Here is a 19,410-nt window from a genome sequence, read left to right on the forward strand (position 1 = left end):
CGAATGCGTGCGCCGCATCCCCGGCCGGCGGGGGATGCCCGGCGTGCCGTTCGCAGGACCGGGCCATCCTCGGCGGCCGTGCGTTCGCGCTGTTCTGCGGGAGCGCCGCGCTCTCAGGCCCGTCACTCCTGCAATCGGTACGAGCAGCGGCTGATCGAGCGCGCGCGCAGCGCGTACGCGGAGATCGGTCGTGGTGCGCGGGCTTCGGTACGGCGCTTCGCGCCTACTCAACCGGCGGGGGACGGCCGGGCGCTTCGCGCCCGCTGACCGGCGGGAGGGGGAGGCACCGCGCGAGCGGCGCGCGCCGCTCTTCGACCGCGGGCGCTACGACGCGGGGTAGGCGGGGCGCTCGGGGTCGGAGGCCGGGGTCTCGTCGGCGGGATACGGCACCGGCCAGTGCGGCTCGGGAACCGGCCATCCGGCGCCGCGCAGAGCGCGACGAGCGAGCTCGCGCGCGGAGTACGGGGTGCGCACGCCGCGGATGTCGCGGTAGTCCTGGTGCCCGGGTCCGGCCCAGAGGATCGCGTCGCCGTCGCCGACGAGAGCGACCGCCTCGAGGATCGCCCGCTCGGGCGGCGAGAACTCGAGGATCTCGGCATCGGGCTGAGCCCGGCGCGCGCCTTCGATCAGCGTCGAGCGGATCGAGTCGGGGTTCTCGTGCCGCGGGTGGTGGTCGGTGACGATGAGGATGTCGCTGCCTTCAACGGCGGTGCGCCCCATGTCGTGGCGCTTGGTGGCGTCGCGGTCGCCGTCGGCGCCGAAGAGCATCACGACCTTGCCCGGAGTGACGCGCCGCACTGCGGCGAGCGTCTTCTCGAACGCGTCGGGGGAGTGCCCGAAGTCGACGTACACGGCGGGGCCCATCTCGCCCGAGACCAGCTCGGTGCGCCCGGGAAGATACGCCTCGATGCGTTGGCCGTCGAGTGTCTCGACGAGGCGGTCCCATGGGTACCCGCCCTCGAGGATCATCACGATCGCGAGGCCGGCGTTCGCGGCCATGTGCCGGCCGATCACCGGGACGAGGGTGGTCAGGGTGCGACCGTCACGGGCCGTGAGGCGGAACTCGGTGCCCACAGGGCGCTCGTCGAGGATCTCGACGACCCAGTCGGCGTCGGCCGAGGCATCCGGATCCGAAGCCAACGCGGGCGTGCCCACCGTCACAGTCGGCACCTGGCTGCGCGCGACGACCTCCGCGCCCTGCTCGGAGTCGACGCACACGACAGCGCGACGTGAGCGGTCGGGCAGGAAGAGCGGCAGCTTGGCCTCGAAGTACTCGCGCATGTCGGCGTAGTCGTCGAGGTGGTCGTGGGTGAGGTTGGTGAACCCGGCGACGTCGAACACGATGCCGTCCACACGGCGGCGGCTGAGCGCCTGCGCGCTCACCTCGACCGCGACCGCCTCGACGCCGCGCTCGCGCATGAGCGCCAGGAGCGCGTGCATCTCGTACGCCTCGGGAGTCGTGAGACGCGACACGATCACCTGCCCCGCGATGTGGCGCTCGGCCGTCGAGGAGAGGCCCGTGACCGCCCCGAGCTGACCGAGGATGCCCTCGAGGAGGTGCGAGACGCTCGTCTTCCCGTTCGTGCCGGTCGTGCCGAAGAGGATCGGCAGGTGGTCGTCGCGTCCGGTGCTGTACACCCACGCCGACAGCTCGCCGAGGAACCCGCGCGGGTCGTCCACGAGCACGACGGGGAGCCCGCTGGTCGCGGCCAGCTCGGCACCGTCCGCGTCGGTCACGACGGCGACGGCGCCCTTCTCGGCGGCGGTGGCCGTGAACTCGGCGCCGTGGCGGTTGACGCCTCGCACCGCGACGAACACGTCGCCGGGGCGGAGGTCCGCGGTCGCGAGCGTCACGCCCGTCAGCGTCACCCCGGCCGTCTCACCGCGAACCTCGAGGCCGAAGCGTGCGGCCAGTTCGTCGAGGGTGTGAACGGGTGGCGCGTCCGGTCGGAGGACGGGGGGAAGGTTCGAAGGCGCGTCGGTCGGCATGGCGCCTCCATCCTCTCATCCGGAGGGCGCGAACCCCACGCCCGTCCACAGCCCCGGCACCGCACTCCCCGTCCGTCGCCGGTCGCCGGTCGTCGAGATCAGGGGATCCGGCGTACGCAGGACGTTTCGCGCGGAATCGTCCTGATTTCACCAGATCCCCTGATTCGGGAGAGCGCGGGCAGGGTGCATGCGGCACGGCGCGGCCGAGGGCCCCGGCGCGCCGTGCCGGGCAACACGCAGCGGGTGAGGTCAGCCGTCCCCGGATGTGCGGGCGCGCCCGCGCACGAGCACCACGACCAGCGCCGCGATGCCGGCGACGAGTCCGCCCGCCGCGAGCCAGCGCGCCAGAGGGTCGGCCGCGGGGGCGGCGCTCGCCTCGCCGTCTGCGTGCCCCTCACCGGAGGCTGCCGAGCCGTCACTCGCCGAGCCGTGAGCCGAGCCGTCGGCCGTTCCGTCCTCGTCTGAAGCCCCCGGGTGGCCGTGCCCGTCGTCCTCGGCGACCGCGCCGACTTCGACGAGGGGTGCCGGAGCGTCGAGGTCGTGCGGGTCCTGGCCGTCCTCGGCGATCTCGGTCCACGCGGTCTCGCCTACGGCGCACACCTGGGTCACCGGGAACGCGAGCGTGCTGCCGGCCGCAGATTCGTCGAACAGCACGTCCATCGCGACGGTCGCCTTGAAGCCGTCTTCGACGGGGGCGTCGCTCGCGAACGTGATCTGCGACGGCACGCCGTCGGCGTCCGACTCGCGTGTGATGGTCCAGCCGCCATCGACGATGGGCGTCGCGTTGCCGACGCCGTCGGGGATATCGACGACGAGCGCGGTCGTGGGGGACCCGTCGCAGCCGTGCGAGAACGCGAACGTGAGCGTCTCGGTCGAGCCGGCCGCCACCGCGCCGGGGTCGACGTGGACGTGCGCCGAGGCGGCCAGCGGCACGCCGACGGCGAGGGCGAGCCCAGCGGCGGTGCCGAGGGCGATGCGAAGAACGCGACGGGCGGGGCCGGCGGGGGCGGGGAGGGTGCGGTAAGTGGTCATGTGAGTGTCTTTCGTCGAAGGGCGCAGGCAGGCGGTCGCCGCCGCGCGGGTGCACGGAACAGCGGTCCACGCGCGTAAGGCGCAGGACCGGTGGGATGCCGCGGTCAGGAGGCCGCGATGACGAAAGACGGAGGGCCGCGCCGAGAGACGTCGGAGAGCACCACGCGCGCGGTGCGGCGCAGGACGACGACAGCCGGCGCCGAGCGGACGAGCGGCGCGGCGACGAGCGCCGGAACGCCGGCGCGATGAAGCAGTGAGCGGATGCCGCGGCCCAGGGCTCGCAGCATCCGCTCGCCGTGATACAGCACGAAGAGCGTGGCCGCTGCCGCGATGAGGTGGCCGACGAGCATCCCGCCGTCGGGCAGAACACCGGCCGTCGAGGTGGCGCCGACGAGCCGGACGTCGTGGACGTGGCCGCGGAGTCCGGTCGGGTCCGCGCCGGCGGTCATGGCGAACGCCGTGTGGAACAGACCCTGACTCACCACGACGGCGGTGCCGACCCGCCAGACCGAGAGCCGACGGCCGACCAGCGCGATGACCACGGGCGAGGCGAGGACGCCGAGGACCGCGATGAGCACGGGGGAGGGTGCGCCACCGCCGGCCAGAGTGTGGGAGGTCGCGGCGATGATCGTCGCGATCCACGCAGCCGCAGCGCCTCGCAGGGCGCGAACGTGGCGTGGGGTCACGGGATCCTCCTGGCACGAGCCTAGGCGAGAACCGAGGGCGGTCACGGCCAACTCAAAGGCCGGCGCGGGTACCGTGTCGGATGTGGAAGCACTCGCATTCGTCATCGGCGTCGTCCTCATGGTCGTGGGCCTCGCCGTGTCGATCGCGCTCCACGAGCTCGGTCACCTGTGGCCGGCCAAGAAGTTCGGCGTGCGCGTCGGCCAGTACATGATCGGGTTCGGTCCCACGCTGTGGTCGCGCCGCATCGGCGAGACCGAGTACGGCCTCAAGGCGATCCCCCTCGGCGGCTACATCTCGATGGCCGGCATGTACCCGCCCTCGCCGAAGCAGGTCTCCGCCGCGGCATCCGGCCACCGCTCGGGCAAGGCGGGTGGCGGCTTCTTCGCCACCATGGTGCAGGACGCCCGCGCCGCGAACGACGAGACGCTCCTCAGCGAGGACGACGACCGCGTCTTCTACCGGCTGCCCGTGTGGAAGCGCGTCGTGATCATGCTCGGCGGTCCGGTCATGAACCTGCTGTTCGCCATCGTGCTCTTCGCGATCCTGCTGTCGGGCATCGGCATCCAGACCGCGACGACCACCGTGTCGAGCGTCAGCGACTGCGTCATCCCGTCCGAGTCCGCCCGCACCGAGTGCGAGCCCACCGATCCGCAGGCACCCGCTGCCGCCGCCGGGATACGGTCCGGCGACGTGATCGTGGCGGTCGACGACGAGCCGATCTCGACCTTCGCCGAGGCGGCGGCCCTGATCCAGGCCTCGCCCGAGCGGGCGATCTCGATCACCGTCGAGCGCGACGGCGAGACCCTGACCCTGCCGCTGACCCCCGTCGCGGTCGAGCAGCCGGTGCTCGACGCCCGAGGTCAGCCGGTGGTCGGCGAGGACGGCGAGCCGCAGACCGAACGGGTCGGACTCGCCGGCATCCGCCAGGAGGTCGACTACCTGCGTGAGCCGGTGTGGGTCGCTCCGCAGATGGCGTTCGAGCGCGTCGGAGCGGTCGCGGGGATCATCTGGCAGATGCCGGTCAAGGTGTGGGAAGCCGGAACCACCCTCGTCACCGGTGAGGAGCGCGATCCGAACGGGCCGCTCAGCATCGTGGGCGCCGGGCGGCTCTCGGGCGAGGTCGCAGCGGCGGACGCCCCCGTGCTGAACCGCGTCGCCGGCTTCCTCGAACTGCTCGCCGCGGTCAACATCGCGCTGTTCGTCTTCAACCTCATCCCGCTCCTGCCGCTCGATGGCGGGCATGTCGCGGTCGCCCTGTGGGAGGGGATCAAGCGCGTGTGGGCCAAGGTCTTCCACCGCCCGCCGCCCAAGCCGGTCGACGCCACCAAACTGGTCCCGGTCACGTTCATCGTGGTCGTCGCGCTCATCGCGATGGGCGCTGTGCTGATCCTGACCGACATCGTCAACCCGGTCTCGCTGTTCGGGTAGGAAATCTTCGAGGACCTGTCGAAATCGGTCTTGTCCATTCGCTGTGGGGATGAAACGGTTCCACTGACGAAAGGACCACGACCGTGAAGTACGTCCTGATGTTCACCAGCACCCCCGAGCTCGACGCCGCCGTTCCGCCCGAGCGCGCGCAGGAGGTCTACGGCCGGATCTACGAGTGGTTCGGCGAGCACGCCGAGCACATCGACGACTCCGGCGCCGAGCTGCAGCCCCCCGACACGGCGACGACCGTCAAGCACGGCGCGGACGCGCCCGTCGTGGTGGACGGGCCGTTCTCGGAGGCCAAGGAGGTCGTCGGCGGGTTCAGCGTTATCAACGCCGACGACCTCGACGCGGCCATCGCGATCGCCAGGACCTGGCCCGCCCTCGCGCTCCCCGGTGTGGCGGTCGAGGTGCGCCCGATGGTGGTCGACTACAGCCAGTTCGAGCAGTGAGCACTCCGGATGCCGCGACCCCGCGCGATGCGCGCGGCGGGGACGCGGCATCCGATCTGCTGCTCGCACGCGTCGTTCGTGAGGAGTCCGGACGCCTCGTCGCCACTCTGACGCGGTCGTTCGGCAGCCTCGACGTCGCCGAGGAGGCTGTCGCCGAGGCGGTCGAGGAGGCGCTGCGGGAGTGGCGGGGCCGCGGCATCCCGCCGAAGCCGGGCGCGTGGCTCACGCAGGCCGCCCGGCACAACGCGCTCGACCGCCTGCGCCGGGAGAGAGGACTCCGCGACAAGCTGGCGCTCCTCCCACGCGCGGCTGTGCCCCAGCCGGACCGGGAGGAGGAGGTCGATGAACGGCTTCCGCTGCTGTTCGGATGCTGCCACCCCGCGCTCTCACCCGACGCGCAGCTTGCGCTCACCCTGCGGGCGGTGTGCGGCCTGACGACGGCGCAGATCGCGCGCGCGACGTTCAGCGCCGATGCCGCGGTCGGTCAGCGCATCGTGCGCGCCAAGCGCAAGATCGGGGCGGCGGGCATCCCGCTGCGCATCCCGGAGGGAACGGAGCGGGCCGACCGGCTCGACATCGTGCTCACGATCGTGTCGGTCATGTACAGCGAGGCTCATCTGGTGGCGGGGAGGGATGCCGCGGCCGACCGCGATCTCGCCGGCGACGCCCTGTGGCTCGCGCGCGTCATCGCCCACGCGCTGCCGCGGGAGCCAGAGGCGCAGGGGCTGCTGTCGCTGCTGCTCTTCCACCGAGCGCGGGAATCGGCGCGGGCCGTCGACGGCGACCTGGTGCTGCTCGCCGACCAGGATCGCTCGCGCTGGGACGGCTCCCTGCTCGCCGAGGCGGGTGCGGCGCTGGAGCGCGCGGCGCGGCAACGGCGGCCCGGGCGGTGGCAGCTGCACGCGGCGATCGCAGCGTGCCACGCGGATGCCCCGACCGCCGCCGCGACGGACTGGCTGCAGGTGCTGACGCTCTACGACATGCTGCTCGCGTACGACCGCACGCCGGTCGTGCGGCTGAACCGTGCTGTCGCGCTGGCCCGCATCGACGGCCCGGAGCGGGCGCTCGCCGAGGTCGACGCGCTCGAGGACGCCCTGGCGCGTTCGCACCTCTGGCACGCGGTGCGCGCGTCGCTGCTGCGGGAACTGGGTCACGACGACGACGCGCTCGCCGCGGACCTGCGCGCGCTGGAGCTCACCGCGAACGAGGCGGAGCGCCGCCTGCTGGCATCGCGTATCGAACGCTGACGCCGCCGGTCGTCGAGCGCGGGCGCGCGCAGCGCGTGTACCGAGATCCCTCGCCCTGCGATCCGCTCAGCGACGCGGCGCGGACAGCGCGTGCGACACCAGGCGTTCGAGCGTCGTCATGCCGTCGCGCGACAGGATGGACTCGAGGTGTCCCTGCACCGACGCGTACCCGGGTCCGCGCAGCGCGTACACGTCGCCCGTCGCAGGATCCGCCGCGACCTCGGTCTCGCCGATCTGGGTCACCCCGGCCGGAACGCGCGCAGTGAAGGTGTTGTAGAAGCCGATGGATGCCGGCATCCCGAACACGTCCACCGTCTTCTGCAGACCCTGGTGCGGTGCGGCGAGCGGTGCGAGCTCGATGCCCACCGAGTCGGCGAGGATCTGGTGGCTCAGGCACACCGCGAGGATCGGGCGTCCGGCCTCGCGGCGCCGGCGCACGACCTCGCGCATCCGGCCCATGCGCGGGCTCGACGGTTCGCGCGGGTCGCCGGGGCCGGGGCCGGACACCACGAGCTCGGCCTCGTCGATCTGCGCATCCGTCACGTCGCTCCACGGCACGATGGTCGCGTCGAGTCCGAGGTGGCGCAGCTGGTGGGCGAGCATCGTGGTGAAGCGATCCTCGGCATCGACGACCAGCGCGGAGCGCCCTGCGAACGGACCGGCCTCGTCCGTCGCCTGAGGGTTGAGCCAGAACGACGCGAGCCGGCCGTTGCGCGAGGCGAGCAGGGAAGCGATCTCGGGGTCGTCGGCGAGGCGCCTGGGCTCGGCGGCGGGGGCGTCTTCGTCGATGGCGGCGGCTTCCGCGGCGGCAGGGACCTCGGGGCTCAGCTGCGGCCCGGGATCGCGGGCGATCGCGCCGATCGCTCCCAGCACGCCGGCGGCCTTCCCGTGGGTTTCGCCGACTTCGCCGTACGGGTCGGAGTGCCGCACGAGCGTGGCGCCGACCGGCACGCGGAGACGCCCGTCTTCGAGATAGGCCGTGCGGATCAGGATCGGGGCGTCGAGATCGTGCGTGGGCTCGCCGGCGCCGACCGTCGGGCGGGGGGTGAACAGCGCGGCGACGCCCGAGTAGTAGCCGCGCGGCGTGCGCTCGTGGCGGGTGATCACCGTGCACGCGTTCTGCATCGGCGAACCGGTGACGGTCGGGGCGAACATGGTCTCGCGCAGGATGTCGCGCGGATCGAGGCGGCTGCGCCCGCGCAGCACGTACTCGGTGTGCGTGAGGCGCGACATCTCCTTGAGGTGCGGTCCGGTGATGCGGCCACCGTCGGAGCAGACCGCGCTCATCATCTTGAGCTCCTCGTCGACGACCATGAAGAGCTCCTCGGTCTCCTTGGTCGACTCGAGGAACTCGCTGAGCGTCTCGGCGGTCGCGCCGCCGGCGGGGTGGCGGAAGGTGCCCGAGATCGGGTTCATCGTCACCACGCCGTCCTGTGCGCTCACGTGCGCCTCGGGGCTCGCCCCGACGGCGACGTGGCCGGGCGTGACGACGGCGAACGTCCAGTACGCACCGCGCTCGTACTCGAGCAGGGCACGGAACCATGTGAGCGCGGCGGTGGCGGGCTCGACGTCGACCTGGGCGGTGAAGTCGCGACGGATGACGAAGTTCGCCCCCTCGCCGCGTCCGATCTCGTCGGCGATCACCCGTCGCACGATGTCGGCGTACTCTTCGTCGGCGATGTCGAAACCGGCGCCCTCGAGCGGCACCGCCTCGGTCGGCAGCTGCGCGAGCACCTCGTCGCGGGACAGCGAGACGCGCTCCGAGACGACGAGGCAGCGCAGCGGAGCGCCGTCGTCGTGGCACTCGAAGCCGCGCTCGACCACCTGGCGGAACGGCACGAGCGCGAGCACTTCCCGCGCCGCGCCGGTCGCATCGAGCAGCGGGATGTCGGCGAGCAGCGCGACGTCGACCACGTCTCCGGTCAGGAGTTCGACGGTGGCGCCGTCACGGGCGATGAGGGCGAACGGGATGCCGCGAGCGGCCAGCTCGGGGACGGAGAGGTGGGCGGGCCCGGTCATGATCGGTCCTTCGTCGTGGGGGCGGTCGCCCTACGAAAAAGAAGACCGCCTCGAGGGCGGTCTGTGGTCGCGCGAACCCACCGCCTTATGCGGTGAGCCACCAGGTGCGGGTCGCGGACATGGGCCGAACCTACCACAGGGGCGTGCGACGCCTCCGCCCCGTGACGCACGCCCTAGCAGGCGCGCGGCGCCACGGCAACGCTCAGGCGACGACCAGCCCCAGGGGAGGCGACCCCGCGTAGGCTGGGAGCGTGCCAGCAGTGAATCTCGGGATGCCCAAGGTCCCCGAAGTCCTCGCCCCTCGTCGCAAGACCCGGCAGATCAGCGTGGGCAAGGTGCTCGTCGGTGGCAACGCGCCCGTCAGCGTCCAGTCGATGACGACGACGCAGACCACCAACATCAATGCGACACTCCAGCAGATCGCCGAGCTCACGGCCTCGGGCTGCGAGATCGTGCGCGTCGCCGTTCCTCACCAGGACGACGCGGACGCGCTCAAGATCATCGCGATGAAGAGCCAGATCCCGGTTATCGCCGACATCCACTTCCAGCCCCGCTACATCTACACCGCGATCGACGCGGGCTGCGGCGCGGTGCGCGTGAACCCCGGCAATATCCGCCAGTTCGACGGCAACGTCGGCCAGATCGCCGCCGCGGCGAAGGCCGCCGGCGTCTCACTGCGGATCGGCGTCAACGCGGGCTCGCTCGACAAGCGCCTCCTGGAGAAGCACGGCAAGGCGACGGCCGAAGCACTCGTCGAGAGCGCCGTCTGGGAGGCGTCGCTCTTCGAGGAGCACGACTTCCACGACTTCAAGATCTCGGTCAAGCACAACGACCCGGTCGTGATGGTGAAGGCCTATCGCATGCTCGCCGAGCAGGGCGACTGGCCGCTGCATCTCGGCGTCACCGAGGCCGGGCCTGCCTTCCAGGGCACGATCAAGAGCGCCACGGCGTTCGGCATCCTCCTCTCCGAGGGCATCGGCGACACGATCCGCGTGTCGCTGTCGGCGCCCCCGGCCGAAGAGGTGAAGGTCGGCCACCAGATCCTCCAGTCGCTGAACCTGCGCGAGCGCAAGCTCGAGATCGTGTCGTGCCCGTCGTGCGGTCGAGCGCAGGTCGACGTCTACACCCTCGCCGACAACGTCACCGAGGGCCTCAAGGACATGACGGTGCCGCTGCGCGTCGCCGTCATGGGATGCGTCGTGAACGGTCCGGGTGAAGCGCGCGAGGCAGACCTCGGCGTCGCATCGGGCAACGGCAAGGGCCAGATCTTCGTCAAGGGCCAGGTCATCAAGACCGTGCCCGAGGCAGACATCGTCGCGACGCTCATCGAAGAGGCGAACCGCATCGCCCACGAGATGGGTCCGAGCGCCCCGGTGGGCACGGCCCAGGTCGTCACGAGCTGACGACGCTGAGTCGTCCGCCTGTCTGAGCGACCCGGAGTCCGCTCGTCTAGGAGAGAGTGCCGGCGCTCACCGCGAGGTCGTCGGTGACGGTGGCGCTTGTGCGCACCGCGATCTCGAGCGCGCGTGCGATATCGGCGAGCGGGAGGGACGCGGCATCCGTCGACCGATGCTCGGCCGCCCACGGCACGTGCACGAACCCGGCGCGTGCACCGCGCAGCACCGACTCGTGCAGCGCCGTGAAGAAGACGTGGTTGCACACGAAGGTGCCCGCAGAATGCGACACGGATGAGGGGATGCCGGCTGCCGCGATGTCGCGCGCGATGGCCTTGACGGGCAGCGTCGCGAAGTAGGCGGAAGGGGCCTCGGGCACACTCGGCTCGTCGACCGGCTGCGCGCCGGCGTTGTCGGCGATGCGCGCGTCGCGCAGGTTGACCGCGACACGCTCGACGGAGATCGCGGCGCGGTCGCCCGCGAGGCCGGTCGCGACGACGATGTCGGGGGAGTGCTCGGCCATGAGCTCCGTGAGGCGTGCGGCCGCGCCGTCGAACGTCACGGGCAGGACGGCGGTGACGAGGGTCTCGGGCCCGTTCCACCCCGCCGCGACGATCCCGACCGCCTCTCCGGAGGGGTTGACGGCGTCACCGCCGAAGGGCTCGAAGCCGGTCAGGAGGATCGTCGTCACCTGACCAGGGTAGGCGGCACTTATAGACTCGGGCGGTGCCCGCGCTCACCCCGGATCAGACTGCGGCGCTGGCATCGTGGCTGCCGGGCTTCGAGATCGCGGCGGACCTCAGCTGGGGGCAGACCGACACAGTGGTGCTGCGGATCCGCACCGCGGGCGGCGAGTACGTGGTGAAGGCCGGAGGCACGGCGAACCATCACATCCTGCGCGAGCTGCAGGCGCACGACGGCGCGACCGACGTGTGGGTCGCCGAGGGCCGGGCCGCGCGGCTGCGCTTCGCCGATGCCGCACTGCGCATCCTGGTCGTCGACTACCTGCCCGGCGTGCTCGCGGGCTCGACGCCGGCCGCTCTCGACCCCGACGTGCACCGGCAGGCCGGCGAGCTGCTTCGCCAGCTGCACGACGAGGCGTCGGTGGACGGCGACCTGGCGGAAGACGCGGCGATGCGCTCGGCCCTCAGGTGGCTGGACGCGCCGCACCGCATCTCGCCGGCGACCGTGCGGCGGCTGCGAGACGCGCTGGGCGCAGCATCCGTCGATCCCCCTCCTGCCGTGCCGACGCACGGCGACTGGCAGCCGCGGAACTGGCTCATTGACGAGGGCGTCGTGCGGGTGATCGACCTCGGCCGGTTCGCGCTGCGTGCGGCGGCCACTGACTTCGCGCGGCTCGCCGCACAGGAGTGGCGGGCAGACCCCGACCTCGAGCGCGCGTTCTTCGAGGGGTACGGCGACGATCCGCGCACGCCGGAGCACTGGCGGCTGGTGCGGCTGCGCGAGGCGATCGCGACCGCCGCGTGGGCGCACCAGGTGGGCGACGAGCAGTTCGAGGAGCAGGGTCACCGCATGATCCGCGAGGCCCTGGAGTGAGCGCGGTCCTACCCGGCGAACCGCTGTCGCGACCCATCACCGCCGGTGTCGTGACGGCGCTGGTCGGGTTCACGAGCGCCTTCGTCATCGTCCTCACCGGCCTCCGCGCGGTCGGCGCCACCCCGGAGCAGGCGGCGAGCGGCCTGCTCGCGGTGTGCGTCACGATGGGTCTCGGCTCGCTGGTGCTCGCGTGGCGATACCGGATGCCGATCACCGTCGCCTGGTCGACGCCCGGCGCCGCCCTGCTCGCGGCCACCGGGGCGGTCGAAGGCGGATGGCCCGCCGCCGTGGGCGCGTTCCTCGTGGTCGGTGCGCTCGTCGTACTCACCGGACTCTGGCCGATGCTGGGGCGCCTGATCGCCCGCATCCCGCCGTCGATCGCTCAGGCGATGCTCGCCGGGGTGCTGCTGCCGCTGTGTCTCGCGCCGATCACCGGGATCGTCGTCAATCCGTGGGGCGTCGTGCCGGTCGTGCTCACCTGGCTCGTCTTCGCGCGGCTGGCCCCGCGATGGGCGGTGCCGCTGGCGTTCGTCGCCGCGGCGGTCGTGGTGGGGGTGTCGCTCGCTGCCGAGGGGGCATCGGTCGACCCGGCACTGCTCATTCCGCGGATCGAGTTGACGATGCCGACGTTCACGGTCGGCGCGCTCGTGAGCATCGCGATCCCGCTCTACATCGTCACGATGGCGTCGCAGAACGTGCCGGGCGTGGCCATCATGCGCAGCTTCGGCTATCGCGTGCCGTGGCGGCCGGCGATGCTCGTCACCGGGATCGGCACGGTCGCCGGCGCCCCGCTCGGCGGGCACGCGATCAACCTCGCCGCGATCAGCGCCGCGCTCGCCGCGGCTCCTGAGGCCGATCCCGACCCGAAGCGCCGCTGGGTGGCCGCGATCTCGGCGGGCGGCTCGAGCCTCGTGCTCGGCGCGGCATCGGCGGCGTTCGCGGCGCTCGTGCTGCTCGCTCCGGAAGCCGTGATCCCCGCCGTCGCCGGGCTCGCGCTGTTCGCCGCCTTCGGATCGGCCGTGCAGCAGGCGATCGACGACCCGGGCGAGCGGATGCCTGCGGTGGTGACCTTCCTCGTCGCCGCGTCGGGCGTCTCCCTCCTGGGCGTGAGCGCCGCGTTCTGGGCGCTCGTCGGGGGGCTGCTCGTGCGTACGGTGCTCCATCTCGGGCGCCGGCGCTTCGGCTGACGCCGCACGCAGTGCGCAGAATCGGAGATCGTGGCAGACACGCTGTGACGAGGTCGCCCGCGCCGGCGTGTCGCCGATGATCTCCGGTTCTGCGACGGAGGTCCCGGGTGACGCTCACCGGGCAGCGGCGGCGGGCGCGGCATCCCACCGCTCTAGACTTGTCGCTCGTGGTCACACGTCTCTCGCAGTACTTCCTCCGCACGCTCCGCGAAGACCCGGCTGACGCCGAGGTCGCAAGTCACCGACTGCTCGTGCGCGCCGGCTACATCCGCCGTGCCGCACCGGGCATCTTCACGTGGCTGCCACTGGGCCTGAGGGTCAAGGCGAAGATCGAGAAGATCATCCGCGACGAGATGACCGAGGCGGGCGCGTACGAGGTGCACTTCCCGGCGCTGCTGCCGCGGGAGCCCTACGAGCAGTCGGGCCGCTGGACCTCGTACGGCGACGGCATCTTCCGCCTCCACGACCGCCGCGGCGCGGACTACCTGCTCGCGCCGACCCACGAGGAGATGTTCACCCTCCTCGTGAAGGACCTGTACTCGTCGTACAAGGATCTGCCGCTGACGATCTACCAGATCCAGGACAAGTACCGCGACGAGGCGCGCCCGCGCGCCGGCCTGCTGCGCGGCCGCGAGTTCACCATGAAGGACGCGTACTCGTTCGACTACACCGATGAGGGGCAGGATGCCTCGTACCAGTCGCAGCGCGACGCTTACGAGCGCATCTTCACTCGCCTCGGTCTCGAATACGTCATCGTCGCCGCCGACAACGGTCTCATGGGCGGTGCGCGCAGCGAGGAGTTCCTGCACCCGACGCCCGTCGGTGAAGACACCTTCGTGCGGTCGGCCGGCGGCTATGCGGCCAATGTCGAGGCCTTCACGACCGTCGTGCCCGACGCGCTGCCGTTCGACGGGCTCGGCGCGCCGGTCATCTTCGACTCGCCGAACACCCCGACGATCCAGACGCTGGTCGACCACGCCAACGCCCATCTCGAGGCTCCCGCGCCCGGGATCGCCGGCCCGGCGACCGACGGCGCCACCACGTGGACTGCGGCGCACACGCTGAAGAACGTCGTGCTCGCCCTGACGCACCTCGACGGTACGCGCGAGCTCGTCATCGTCGGGATCCCGGGCGACCGGGACGTCGACGACAAGCGCGCCGAAGTCGCCTTCGCGCCCGCCGCCGTCGAGGCGGCCACGCCCGAGGACTTCGAGAGGCACCCGCTCCTCGTCAAGGGCTACATCGGCCCGTGGTCCGAGACCGGTCCGCTCCTCGGCGAGGAGTCGGCGACCGGCATCCGCTATCTGCTGGATCCCCGAGTGGTCGACGGCACCGCGTGGATGACCGGCGCCAACATCGATGAGAAGCACGTGCACACGCTCATCGCCGGCCGAGACTTCACGGGCGACGGTTTCGTCGAGGTCGCCGACGTGCGCGCCGGCGACCCGGCGCCCGACGGCTCGGGACCGGTCGAGCTGGCGCGCGGCATGGAGATCGGCCACGTCTTCCAGCTCGGGCGCTTCTTCGCCGAGACGCTGGGCCTCAAGGTGCTCGACGAGAACGGCAAGCTCGTCACGGTGACGATGGGCTCGTACGGCATCGGCGTGACGCGCATCCTCGCGAACCTCGCCGAGCTCAACCACGACGAGAAGGGCCTGCAGTGGCCGGCGTCCGTCGCGCCGTTCGACGTGCACGTCGTCGCCGCCGGCCGCGAGACCGTGGCGTTCGAGGTCGCCGAGAAGCTGTCGGCCGACCTCGAGGCATCCGGTCTCGACGTCCTCTACGACGACCGCATCAAGGTCTCTCCCGGAGTGAAATTCGGCGATGCCGAGCTCATCGGCGTCCCGAAGGTCGTCGTCGTGGGGCGCGGCGCCGCCGAGGGTCAGCTCGAGTTGTGGGACCGCCGCACCGGCGATCGCGACGCCGTCTCGGTCGCCGAGGTCGTGGAGCGTCTCCGGGCGAACTAGGCGAGCCCCGCCCTCGGGAGGCCGCAGCATGCCACGCTGGACGCATGCCCGACCCTTCCGCCGTGCCCCCTGAGGTGACCGATGACATCCGCGCGCTGATCGCGGACGCCGGGATCACCGAGAACGTCGACCTCATCGCGCGCATCCTCGTGACCGGCGTCGGCCTCGGCCTCGACCGTGCGGACCGGCTCGATTTGAAGATCACGACGGCGGCGCTGGGTGAGATGCGCGCCGCGTTCGAGCACTTCGCCCCCTACGACGGCGTGCCGAAGGTGACGATTTTCGGTTCCGCGCGCACGCGACCCGACGACCCGGTGTACCGCGCGGCGGCGAGCGTCGCGGAGGCGCTCGCCGAGAGCGGCTGGCTCGTCGTGACGGGTGCCGGGCCGGGCATCATGCAGGCGGCGGCCGAGGGCGCTGGCGCGCACCGCTCGCTCGGCGTCTCGATCCGGCTGCCGTTCGAGGACCGCCCGAACGCGGTCATCGCCGAGAACTCCCGCAACGTGGCGATGAAGTACTTCTTCACGCGCAAGCTCATGCTCGTCAAGGAATCGCATGGGTTCGTGTGCGTGCCCGGTGGCTTCGGCACGCTCGACGAGCTGTTCGAGCTGCTCACGCTGCAGCAGACCGGCAAGGCCGAGCCGACGCCGATCGTGCTCCTCGACAAGCCCGGCGGCACGTTCTGGCACGGCCTCGAGCGGTTCGTCGACGAGCAGCTGGCCGGCTCGGGACTGATCTCGCCCGGCGACTTCGACCGGCTGCTCATCACGGACTCCGTGGAGGCCGCCGCGCAGGAGATCACGGGATTCTGGCGCAACTACGACTCGCTGCGCTGGGTGGGCGACCGGCTCGTGCTGCGGCTCAAGGCCGCTCCCACCGATGCCGAGGTGGACGAGCTCAGCGAGCGCTTCGGCTCCCTGCTGCTGTCGGGGCGCATCGAACGCAGCGAGCCGCTGCCGGCGGAGGCCGACGATGAGGCCCGCGCCGACCTGCCCCGGCTCGTGCTGCGTCTCGACCAGTTCAAGGTCGGGTCGCTCCACCGCCTGATCCGGGCGGTCAACGCCCTGGACAGCGCACCGAAGGGCCCGGCGCGGGCGGCGTGAGACCGACCGACCCCATCACGCGCGCGGCACGGCGCCGCGTCAGCAGCTGACCGTGCCGTGGCGCATCATGTCGTCGGGCGTGTCTCGCGTCACGAGAGCCTTGAGCATGCCCGCGGCCACGACCAGCTTGCCGTGGCGGGGCTCCCAGAACTCGCATTCCTTCGGGGTCACGCGCAGCAGCGCGATCCCCGGGGTGTCGAGTCCGTCCTCGAACCAGATGTCGAGACTGGGGGAGTAGAGCTCCTCCATCTTCGCGCGGTCGTGCACGACGGTCGCGCGGCCGGCCACCGAGACGTAGCGGTGCCCCTTGGCGTCGATGTACGCGAGGCCGACGTCGTGCCCGGGGTCGGCCTCGGCCTCGGCGACCTTCTTGGTGTCGTCGAGCGTGAAGAACCAGATGTCTCCCGCGTCGTCCATCCGGCGCGTGCTCATCGGACGGCTGACGAGGTTTCCTGCGGCATCCAGCGTCGTGAGCATCGTGAAGTCGATGTCCTCGACGAGCTCCTTCACGCGGGCGATGGCCTCCGTGCCGGTGACTTCGGTGGGTTGTGTCGTGTCAGTCATGATTCGACACTTCCCGAGCCGGCGATCCGGAGACAGGGGATTGACAGATCGGATGCCGCGGCCAGACTCACATCCGGGCGAAGCGGGCTCGTGCCACGGTGAAGACCCCGTAGGCGATGAATCCCGCACCGACGACACCCGCGATCAGCGGCCCCAGCACCAGGGCGAGCATCGCCTGGACCGCCCCGTCGATCCCGCCGGCGGTCTCGGCATCCGTGCTCAGCGCCGCCACGAGCAGCAGCACCCCGACGATCGCCAGCGCGACGCCCTTGGCGATGAACCCCACGATGCCGAGGCCTGTGACACCCCGGCCGACGGCGGTGTCGGGGATGTCCATCCGGTTGTGGAAGCTGCGCAGGATGCCCATGGCGACGAAGGCGACGCCCGCGGCCGCGAACCCGAGGCCGATGAGCGACAGCACGATCGGTCCGCCCGGGATGTCGATCAGGCCGCGGCTCGCTTCCTCGGCCGCCTCCTCGGCGTTCGGCCGGGCGCCCAGGGCGACGGCGGCCGCGATCACGCCGAGGCCGATGAAGACGACGGCCTGGCCCCACTCGGAGGTCCGCCGTCCCCACTTCTTCGCGGCACCCTTGGCATCGCCCGACAGGTCACGCGCGAGCAGGCCCTCGGCGGCGTGCCAGAGGCCGAGCGCCCACAGCGCGGCAGCGATGAGCCACAGCAGGACGAAACCGAGCGGCGCGGCCGCCACGGCCTTCAGCACGCCCGCCTGATCGCCCTCCGCCTCGCCGCCGAACGCGATGACCAGCACGAGCACGCCCAGCAGGATGTGGACGATGCCGTTCGCCACGTAGCCGGCGCGCGCGAACAGCTCGAAGACGGGGCTCGCCTCGGCTTGTCGCGCGGCGGCCTTCGCAGAGGGGGCCGACATGCGGTCAGCATATTGCGGCGGGTCGGAAGCAGAACGGGCTTGCGCGCGCACCGCGGTTCATGCTGGTGGGCGGGTCGCCAGCATCCTCCCAGCGCCGCCGGCCGCGGCATCCGGTAACGTAAGAGGGTTCCGGCGGCTGGATGCGTCGGTGAGAGCTGAATACGGAGGCCCAGAGTGGACATCGATCTCGGATTGCTGCGGACTGTCGAGCGTGAGAAGGAGATCCCCTTCGACGAACTCGTCCGGATCATCGAGCAGGCCATCCTGACCGCCTACGCCAAGCACACGTCGCCCACCGGCGAACTCCCCGAGGGGGCCCGCGCCGAGCTCGACCGCAAGACCGGCCACGTCGCCGTCTTCGTGCCGCTGCTCGACGACGAGGGCGCGGTCATCGGCGAGGAGGAGAGCACCCCCGAGGACTTCGGCCGCATCGCGGCATTCGCCGCCAAGCAGGTCATCTCGCAGCGCCTGCGTGACATCGCCGACGACGCCGTCCTGGGCGAGTTCCGCGGCAAGGAGGGCGACATCGTCGCCGGCGTCGTGCAGCAGGGCCCCAACCCGCGCATGGTGCACGTCGACCTCGGCACGGTCGAGGCCATCCTTCCGCCCGAGGAGCAGGTCGCGGGGGAGGAGTACCCGCACGGCTCGCGCCTGCGGGTGTACGTGACATCGGTGTCGAAGGGCACCAAGGGACCGCAGATCACCGTGTCGCGCACGCACCCGGGCCTGGTCCGCAAGCTCTTCGCCCTCGAGGTGCCCGAGATCGCCGCCGGACTCGTCGAGATCGTCTCGCTCGCGCGGGAGGCCGGGCACCGCAGCAAGATCGCCGTGAAGGCCAATGACCCGACCATCAACGCCAAGGGCGCCTGCATCGGCGAGCTCGGTCGCCGTGTCCGCGCGGTGACCGAAGAGCTGGGCGGCGAGAAGATCGACATCGTCGATTACGACCCCGAGCTCGCGAAGTTCGTCGCCAACGCGCTGTCTCCGGCGAAGGTCACCTCGAGCTTCATCCTCGACGCCTCGAACAAGGCCGTGCGCGCGCTGGTCCCCGACTACCAGCTGTCGCTGGCGATCGGCAAGGAGGGCCAGAACGCCCGTCTCGCCGCCAAGCTGACCGGCGCGAAGATCGACATCCAGCCCGACTCGATCCTCGAAGAGGGCTGACGCGGACGGCGCTCCCAGCCCCGAGGTGTAACATGGAGCCTGTACGAACGTGCGTCGGTTGCCGCACGCGTGCTCCCCGGTCCGCCCTCCTCAGGGTGGTCTCCATCGATTCCGTCCTCGTCCCCGACGAGCGTGCGGTGATGCCGGGACGAGGCGCGTGGGTGCATCCGACGAACGAATGCGTGGATGCCGCACTCCGGCGACGCGCCTTCGTGCGGGCATTGCGTGTGTCAGGCCCGCTTGACACGCAGACCATCGAGAAACGGCTGAACGGCTATGGAAACAAAGTGAACGGCTCGAAATGAGTCCCGTCCGCGACTAACGGTCTGCCCTGTCTGGGTAGACCCCAGACAGGAGAATTGTGGCAAACGCCAAACCACGCGTGCACGAGATCGCCTCCGAACTCGGCGTCGACAGCAAGGTCGCACTTGCGAAGCTCAAGGAGCTCGGCGAGTTCGTGAAGAGCCCCTCGTCCACCATCGAACCCCCCGTGGCCCGCAAGCTGCGCGCCGCCCTCGAGGCGGACGGCGCGGCCAAGCCGGCTGCTGACGCGAAGCCGGCCGCTCCGACGCGCCCGGCCGGTCGTCCCGGCCCCGCGCGCCCGGCGGCCCCGGCCGCCCCGGCTGCTCCCGCAGCAAAGGCGCCCGCAGCGCCCGCTCCGGCTCCGGCTCCGGCTGCCCAGACGCCTGCGCCCGAGGCTCCGGCTGCGGCCGCCCCCGAGGCTGCGGCTC

Annotated in this window: 18 protein-coding genes; 11 read left to right on the top strand and 7 right to left on the bottom strand. The window is 71.6% G+C overall.

Annotated features, from left to right (window positions below; translation table 11 throughout):
* Positions 1-324 precede the first annotated feature (324 nt).
* The 3 genes from MK786_RS16140 to MK786_RS16150 form a co-directional block, all read right to left on the bottom strand.
* Positions 325-1,989: a Mur ligase family protein gene (locus tag MK786_RS16140; protein ID WP_241113256.1), complete on the bottom strand. Its 1,665-nt coding sequence runs from the start codon at positions 1,987-1,989 to the stop codon at positions 325-327.
* A gap of 249 nt (positions 1,990-2,238) precedes the next feature.
* Positions 2,239-3,021 (bottom strand): YcnI family protein, encoded by a 783-nt coding sequence (locus MK786_RS16145; RefSeq protein ID WP_241113257.1) that lies wholly within the window; start codon positions 3,019-3,021, stop codon positions 2,239-2,241.
* Positions 3,022-3,125: 104 nt separating this feature from the next.
* Positions 3,126-3,707, bottom strand: coding sequence for a hypothetical protein (locus MK786_RS16150; protein ID WP_241113258.1), 582 nt, complete (start codon positions 3,705-3,707; stop codon positions 3,126-3,128).
* An 82-nt stretch (positions 3,708-3,789) separates the two neighbouring features.
* On the opposite strand from MK786_RS16150, the gene MK786_RS16155 reads away from it, so the two are divergent.
* The 3 genes from MK786_RS16155 to MK786_RS16165 all read left to right on the top strand — a co-directional run bounded on the left by MK786_RS16155 (position 3,790) and on the right by MK786_RS16165 (position 6,835).
* Complete coding sequence (locus MK786_RS16155; protein ID WP_241113259.1) at positions 3,790-5,136, top strand: RIP metalloprotease; 1,347 nt, start codon at positions 3,790-3,792, stop codon at positions 5,134-5,136.
* A gap of 83 nt (positions 5,137-5,219) precedes the next feature.
* Complete coding sequence (locus MK786_RS16160; RefSeq protein WP_241113260.1) at positions 5,220-5,588, top strand: YciI family protein; 369 nt, start codon at positions 5,220-5,222, stop codon at positions 5,586-5,588.
* Positions 5,585-6,835 (top strand): RNA polymerase sigma factor, encoded by a 1,251-nt coding sequence (locus MK786_RS16165; RefSeq protein WP_241113261.1) that lies wholly within the window; start codon positions 5,585-5,587, stop codon positions 6,833-6,835. The genes MK786_RS16160 and MK786_RS16165 overlap by 4 nt, the downstream gene beginning before the upstream one ends.
* A 66-nt stretch (positions 6,836-6,901) precedes the next feature.
* Here MK786_RS16165 and MK786_RS16170 read toward each other — a convergent pair whose 3' ends face one another.
* A complete protein-coding gene (locus MK786_RS16170; protein WP_241113262.1) occupies positions 6,902-8,854 on the bottom strand; it encodes an anthranilate synthase family protein in 1,953 nt (650 codons plus the stop codon).
* Between the two features lie 251 nt (positions 8,855-9,105).
* Between MK786_RS16170 and ispG the strand changes: the two genes are divergently transcribed.
* A complete protein-coding gene (gene ispG, locus MK786_RS16175; protein ID WP_241113263.1) occupies positions 9,106-10,257 on the top strand; it encodes a flavodoxin-dependent (E)-4-hydroxy-3-methylbut-2-enyl-diphosphate synthase in 1,152 nt (383 codons plus the stop codon).
* A gap of 46 nt (positions 10,258-10,303) precedes the next feature.
* Here the strand turns inward: ispG and pcp are convergent, their stop codons facing one another.
* Positions 10,304-10,939, bottom strand: coding sequence for a pyroglutamyl-peptidase I (pcp, locus tag MK786_RS16180; protein WP_241113264.1), 636 nt, complete (start codon positions 10,937-10,939; stop codon positions 10,304-10,306).
* A gap of 35 nt (positions 10,940-10,974) precedes the next feature.
* Here pcp and MK786_RS16185 point away from each other — a divergent pair, with 35 nt between their 5' ends.
* From MK786_RS16185 to MK786_RS16200, 4 genes are all read left to right on the top strand, one after another.
* Positions 10,975-11,805: a phosphotransferase gene (locus tag MK786_RS16185; RefSeq protein WP_241113265.1), complete on the top strand. Its 831-nt coding sequence runs from the start codon at positions 10,975-10,977 to the stop codon at positions 11,803-11,805.
* Entirely contained in the window at positions 11,802-12,992 is a 1,191-nt protein-coding gene (locus MK786_RS16190) for a benzoate/H(+) symporter BenE family transporter (RefSeq protein WP_241113266.1), read from the top strand. Before MK786_RS16185 ends, MK786_RS16190 begins: the two co-directional genes overlap by 4 nt.
* Before the next feature lie 167 nt (positions 12,993-13,159).
* Positions 13,160-14,959 (top strand): proline--tRNA ligase, encoded by a 1,800-nt coding sequence (locus tag MK786_RS16195; protein WP_241113267.1) that lies wholly within the window; start codon positions 13,160-13,162, stop codon positions 14,957-14,959.
* Positions 14,960-15,003: 44 nt separating this feature from the next.
* Positions 15,004-16,062, top strand: coding sequence for a TIGR00730 family Rossman fold protein (locus MK786_RS16200; protein WP_241113268.1), 1,059 nt, complete (start codon positions 15,004-15,006; stop codon positions 16,060-16,062).
* 39 nt (positions 16,063-16,101) lie between these two features.
* Here the strand turns inward: MK786_RS16200 and MK786_RS16205 are convergent, their stop codons facing one another.
* Both MK786_RS16205 and MK786_RS16210 read right to left on the bottom strand, forming a co-directional pair.
* A complete protein-coding gene (locus tag MK786_RS16205) occupies positions 16,102-16,626 on the bottom strand; it encodes a pyridoxamine 5'-phosphate oxidase family protein (protein ID WP_241113269.1) in 525 nt (174 codons plus the stop codon).
* 67 nt (positions 16,627-16,693) lie between these two features.
* Positions 16,694-17,515, bottom strand: a complete 822-nt coding sequence (locus tag MK786_RS16210; RefSeq protein ID WP_241113270.1) for a DUF1206 domain-containing protein — start codon at positions 17,513-17,515, stop codon at positions 16,694-16,696.
* Between the two features lie 174 nt (positions 17,516-17,689).
* Between MK786_RS16210 and nusA the strand changes: the two genes are divergently transcribed.
* From nusA to MK786_RS16225, 3 genes are all read left to right on the top strand, one after another.
* Positions 17,690-18,679, top strand: coding sequence for a transcription termination factor NusA (gene nusA, locus MK786_RS16215; protein WP_241113271.1), 990 nt, complete (start codon positions 17,690-17,692; stop codon positions 18,677-18,679).
* 32 nt (positions 18,680-18,711) lie between these two features.
* On the top strand, positions 18,712-18,984 hold the full coding sequence (locus MK786_RS16220) for a YlxR family protein (RefSeq protein ID WP_191763210.1): 273 nt from the start codon (positions 18,712-18,714) through the stop codon (positions 18,982-18,984).
* A gap of 56 nt (positions 18,985-19,040) precedes the next feature.
* On the top strand, positions 19,041-19,410 hold a 370-nt coding region (locus tag MK786_RS16225), incomplete at its 3' end, for a translation initiation factor IF-2 N-terminal domain-containing protein (protein WP_374200501.1).

It is taken from the genome of Microbacterium sp. CFH 31415 (genome assembly GCF_022538185.1).
Classification (GTDB): Bacteria; Actinomycetota; Actinomycetes; order Actinomycetales; family Microbacteriaceae; genus Microbacterium.

Excerpts from the sequence above, each read along its gene's own strand:
- MK786_RS16140 (WP_241113256.1), bottom strand. The coding sequence starts at position 1,989 with ATGCCGACCGACGCGCCTTCGAACCTTCCCCCCGTCCTCCGACCGGAC.
- MK786_RS16145 (WP_241113257.1), bottom strand. The coding sequence starts at position 3,021 with ATGACCACTTACCGCACCCTCCCCGCCCCCGCCGGCCCCGCCCGTCGC.
- MK786_RS16170 (WP_241113262.1), bottom strand. The coding sequence starts at position 8,854 with ATGACCGGGCCCGCCCACCTCTCCGTCCCCGAGCTGGCCGCTCGCGGC.
- MK786_RS16200 (WP_241113268.1), top strand. The coding sequence starts at position 15,004 with ATGCCCGACCCTTCCGCCGTGCCCCCTGAGGTGACCGATGACATCCGC.
- MK786_RS16205 (WP_241113269.1), bottom strand. The coding sequence starts at position 16,626 with ATGACTGACACGACACAACCCACCGAAGTCACCGGCACGGAGGCCATC.
- MK786_RS16210 (WP_241113270.1), bottom strand. The coding sequence starts at position 17,515 with ATGTCGGCCCCCTCTGCGAAGGCCGCCGCGCGACAAGCCGAGGCGAGC.
- MK786_RS16220 (WP_191763210.1), top strand. The coding sequence starts at position 18,712 with ATGGAGCCTGTACGAACGTGCGTCGGTTGCCGCACGCGTGCTCCCCGG.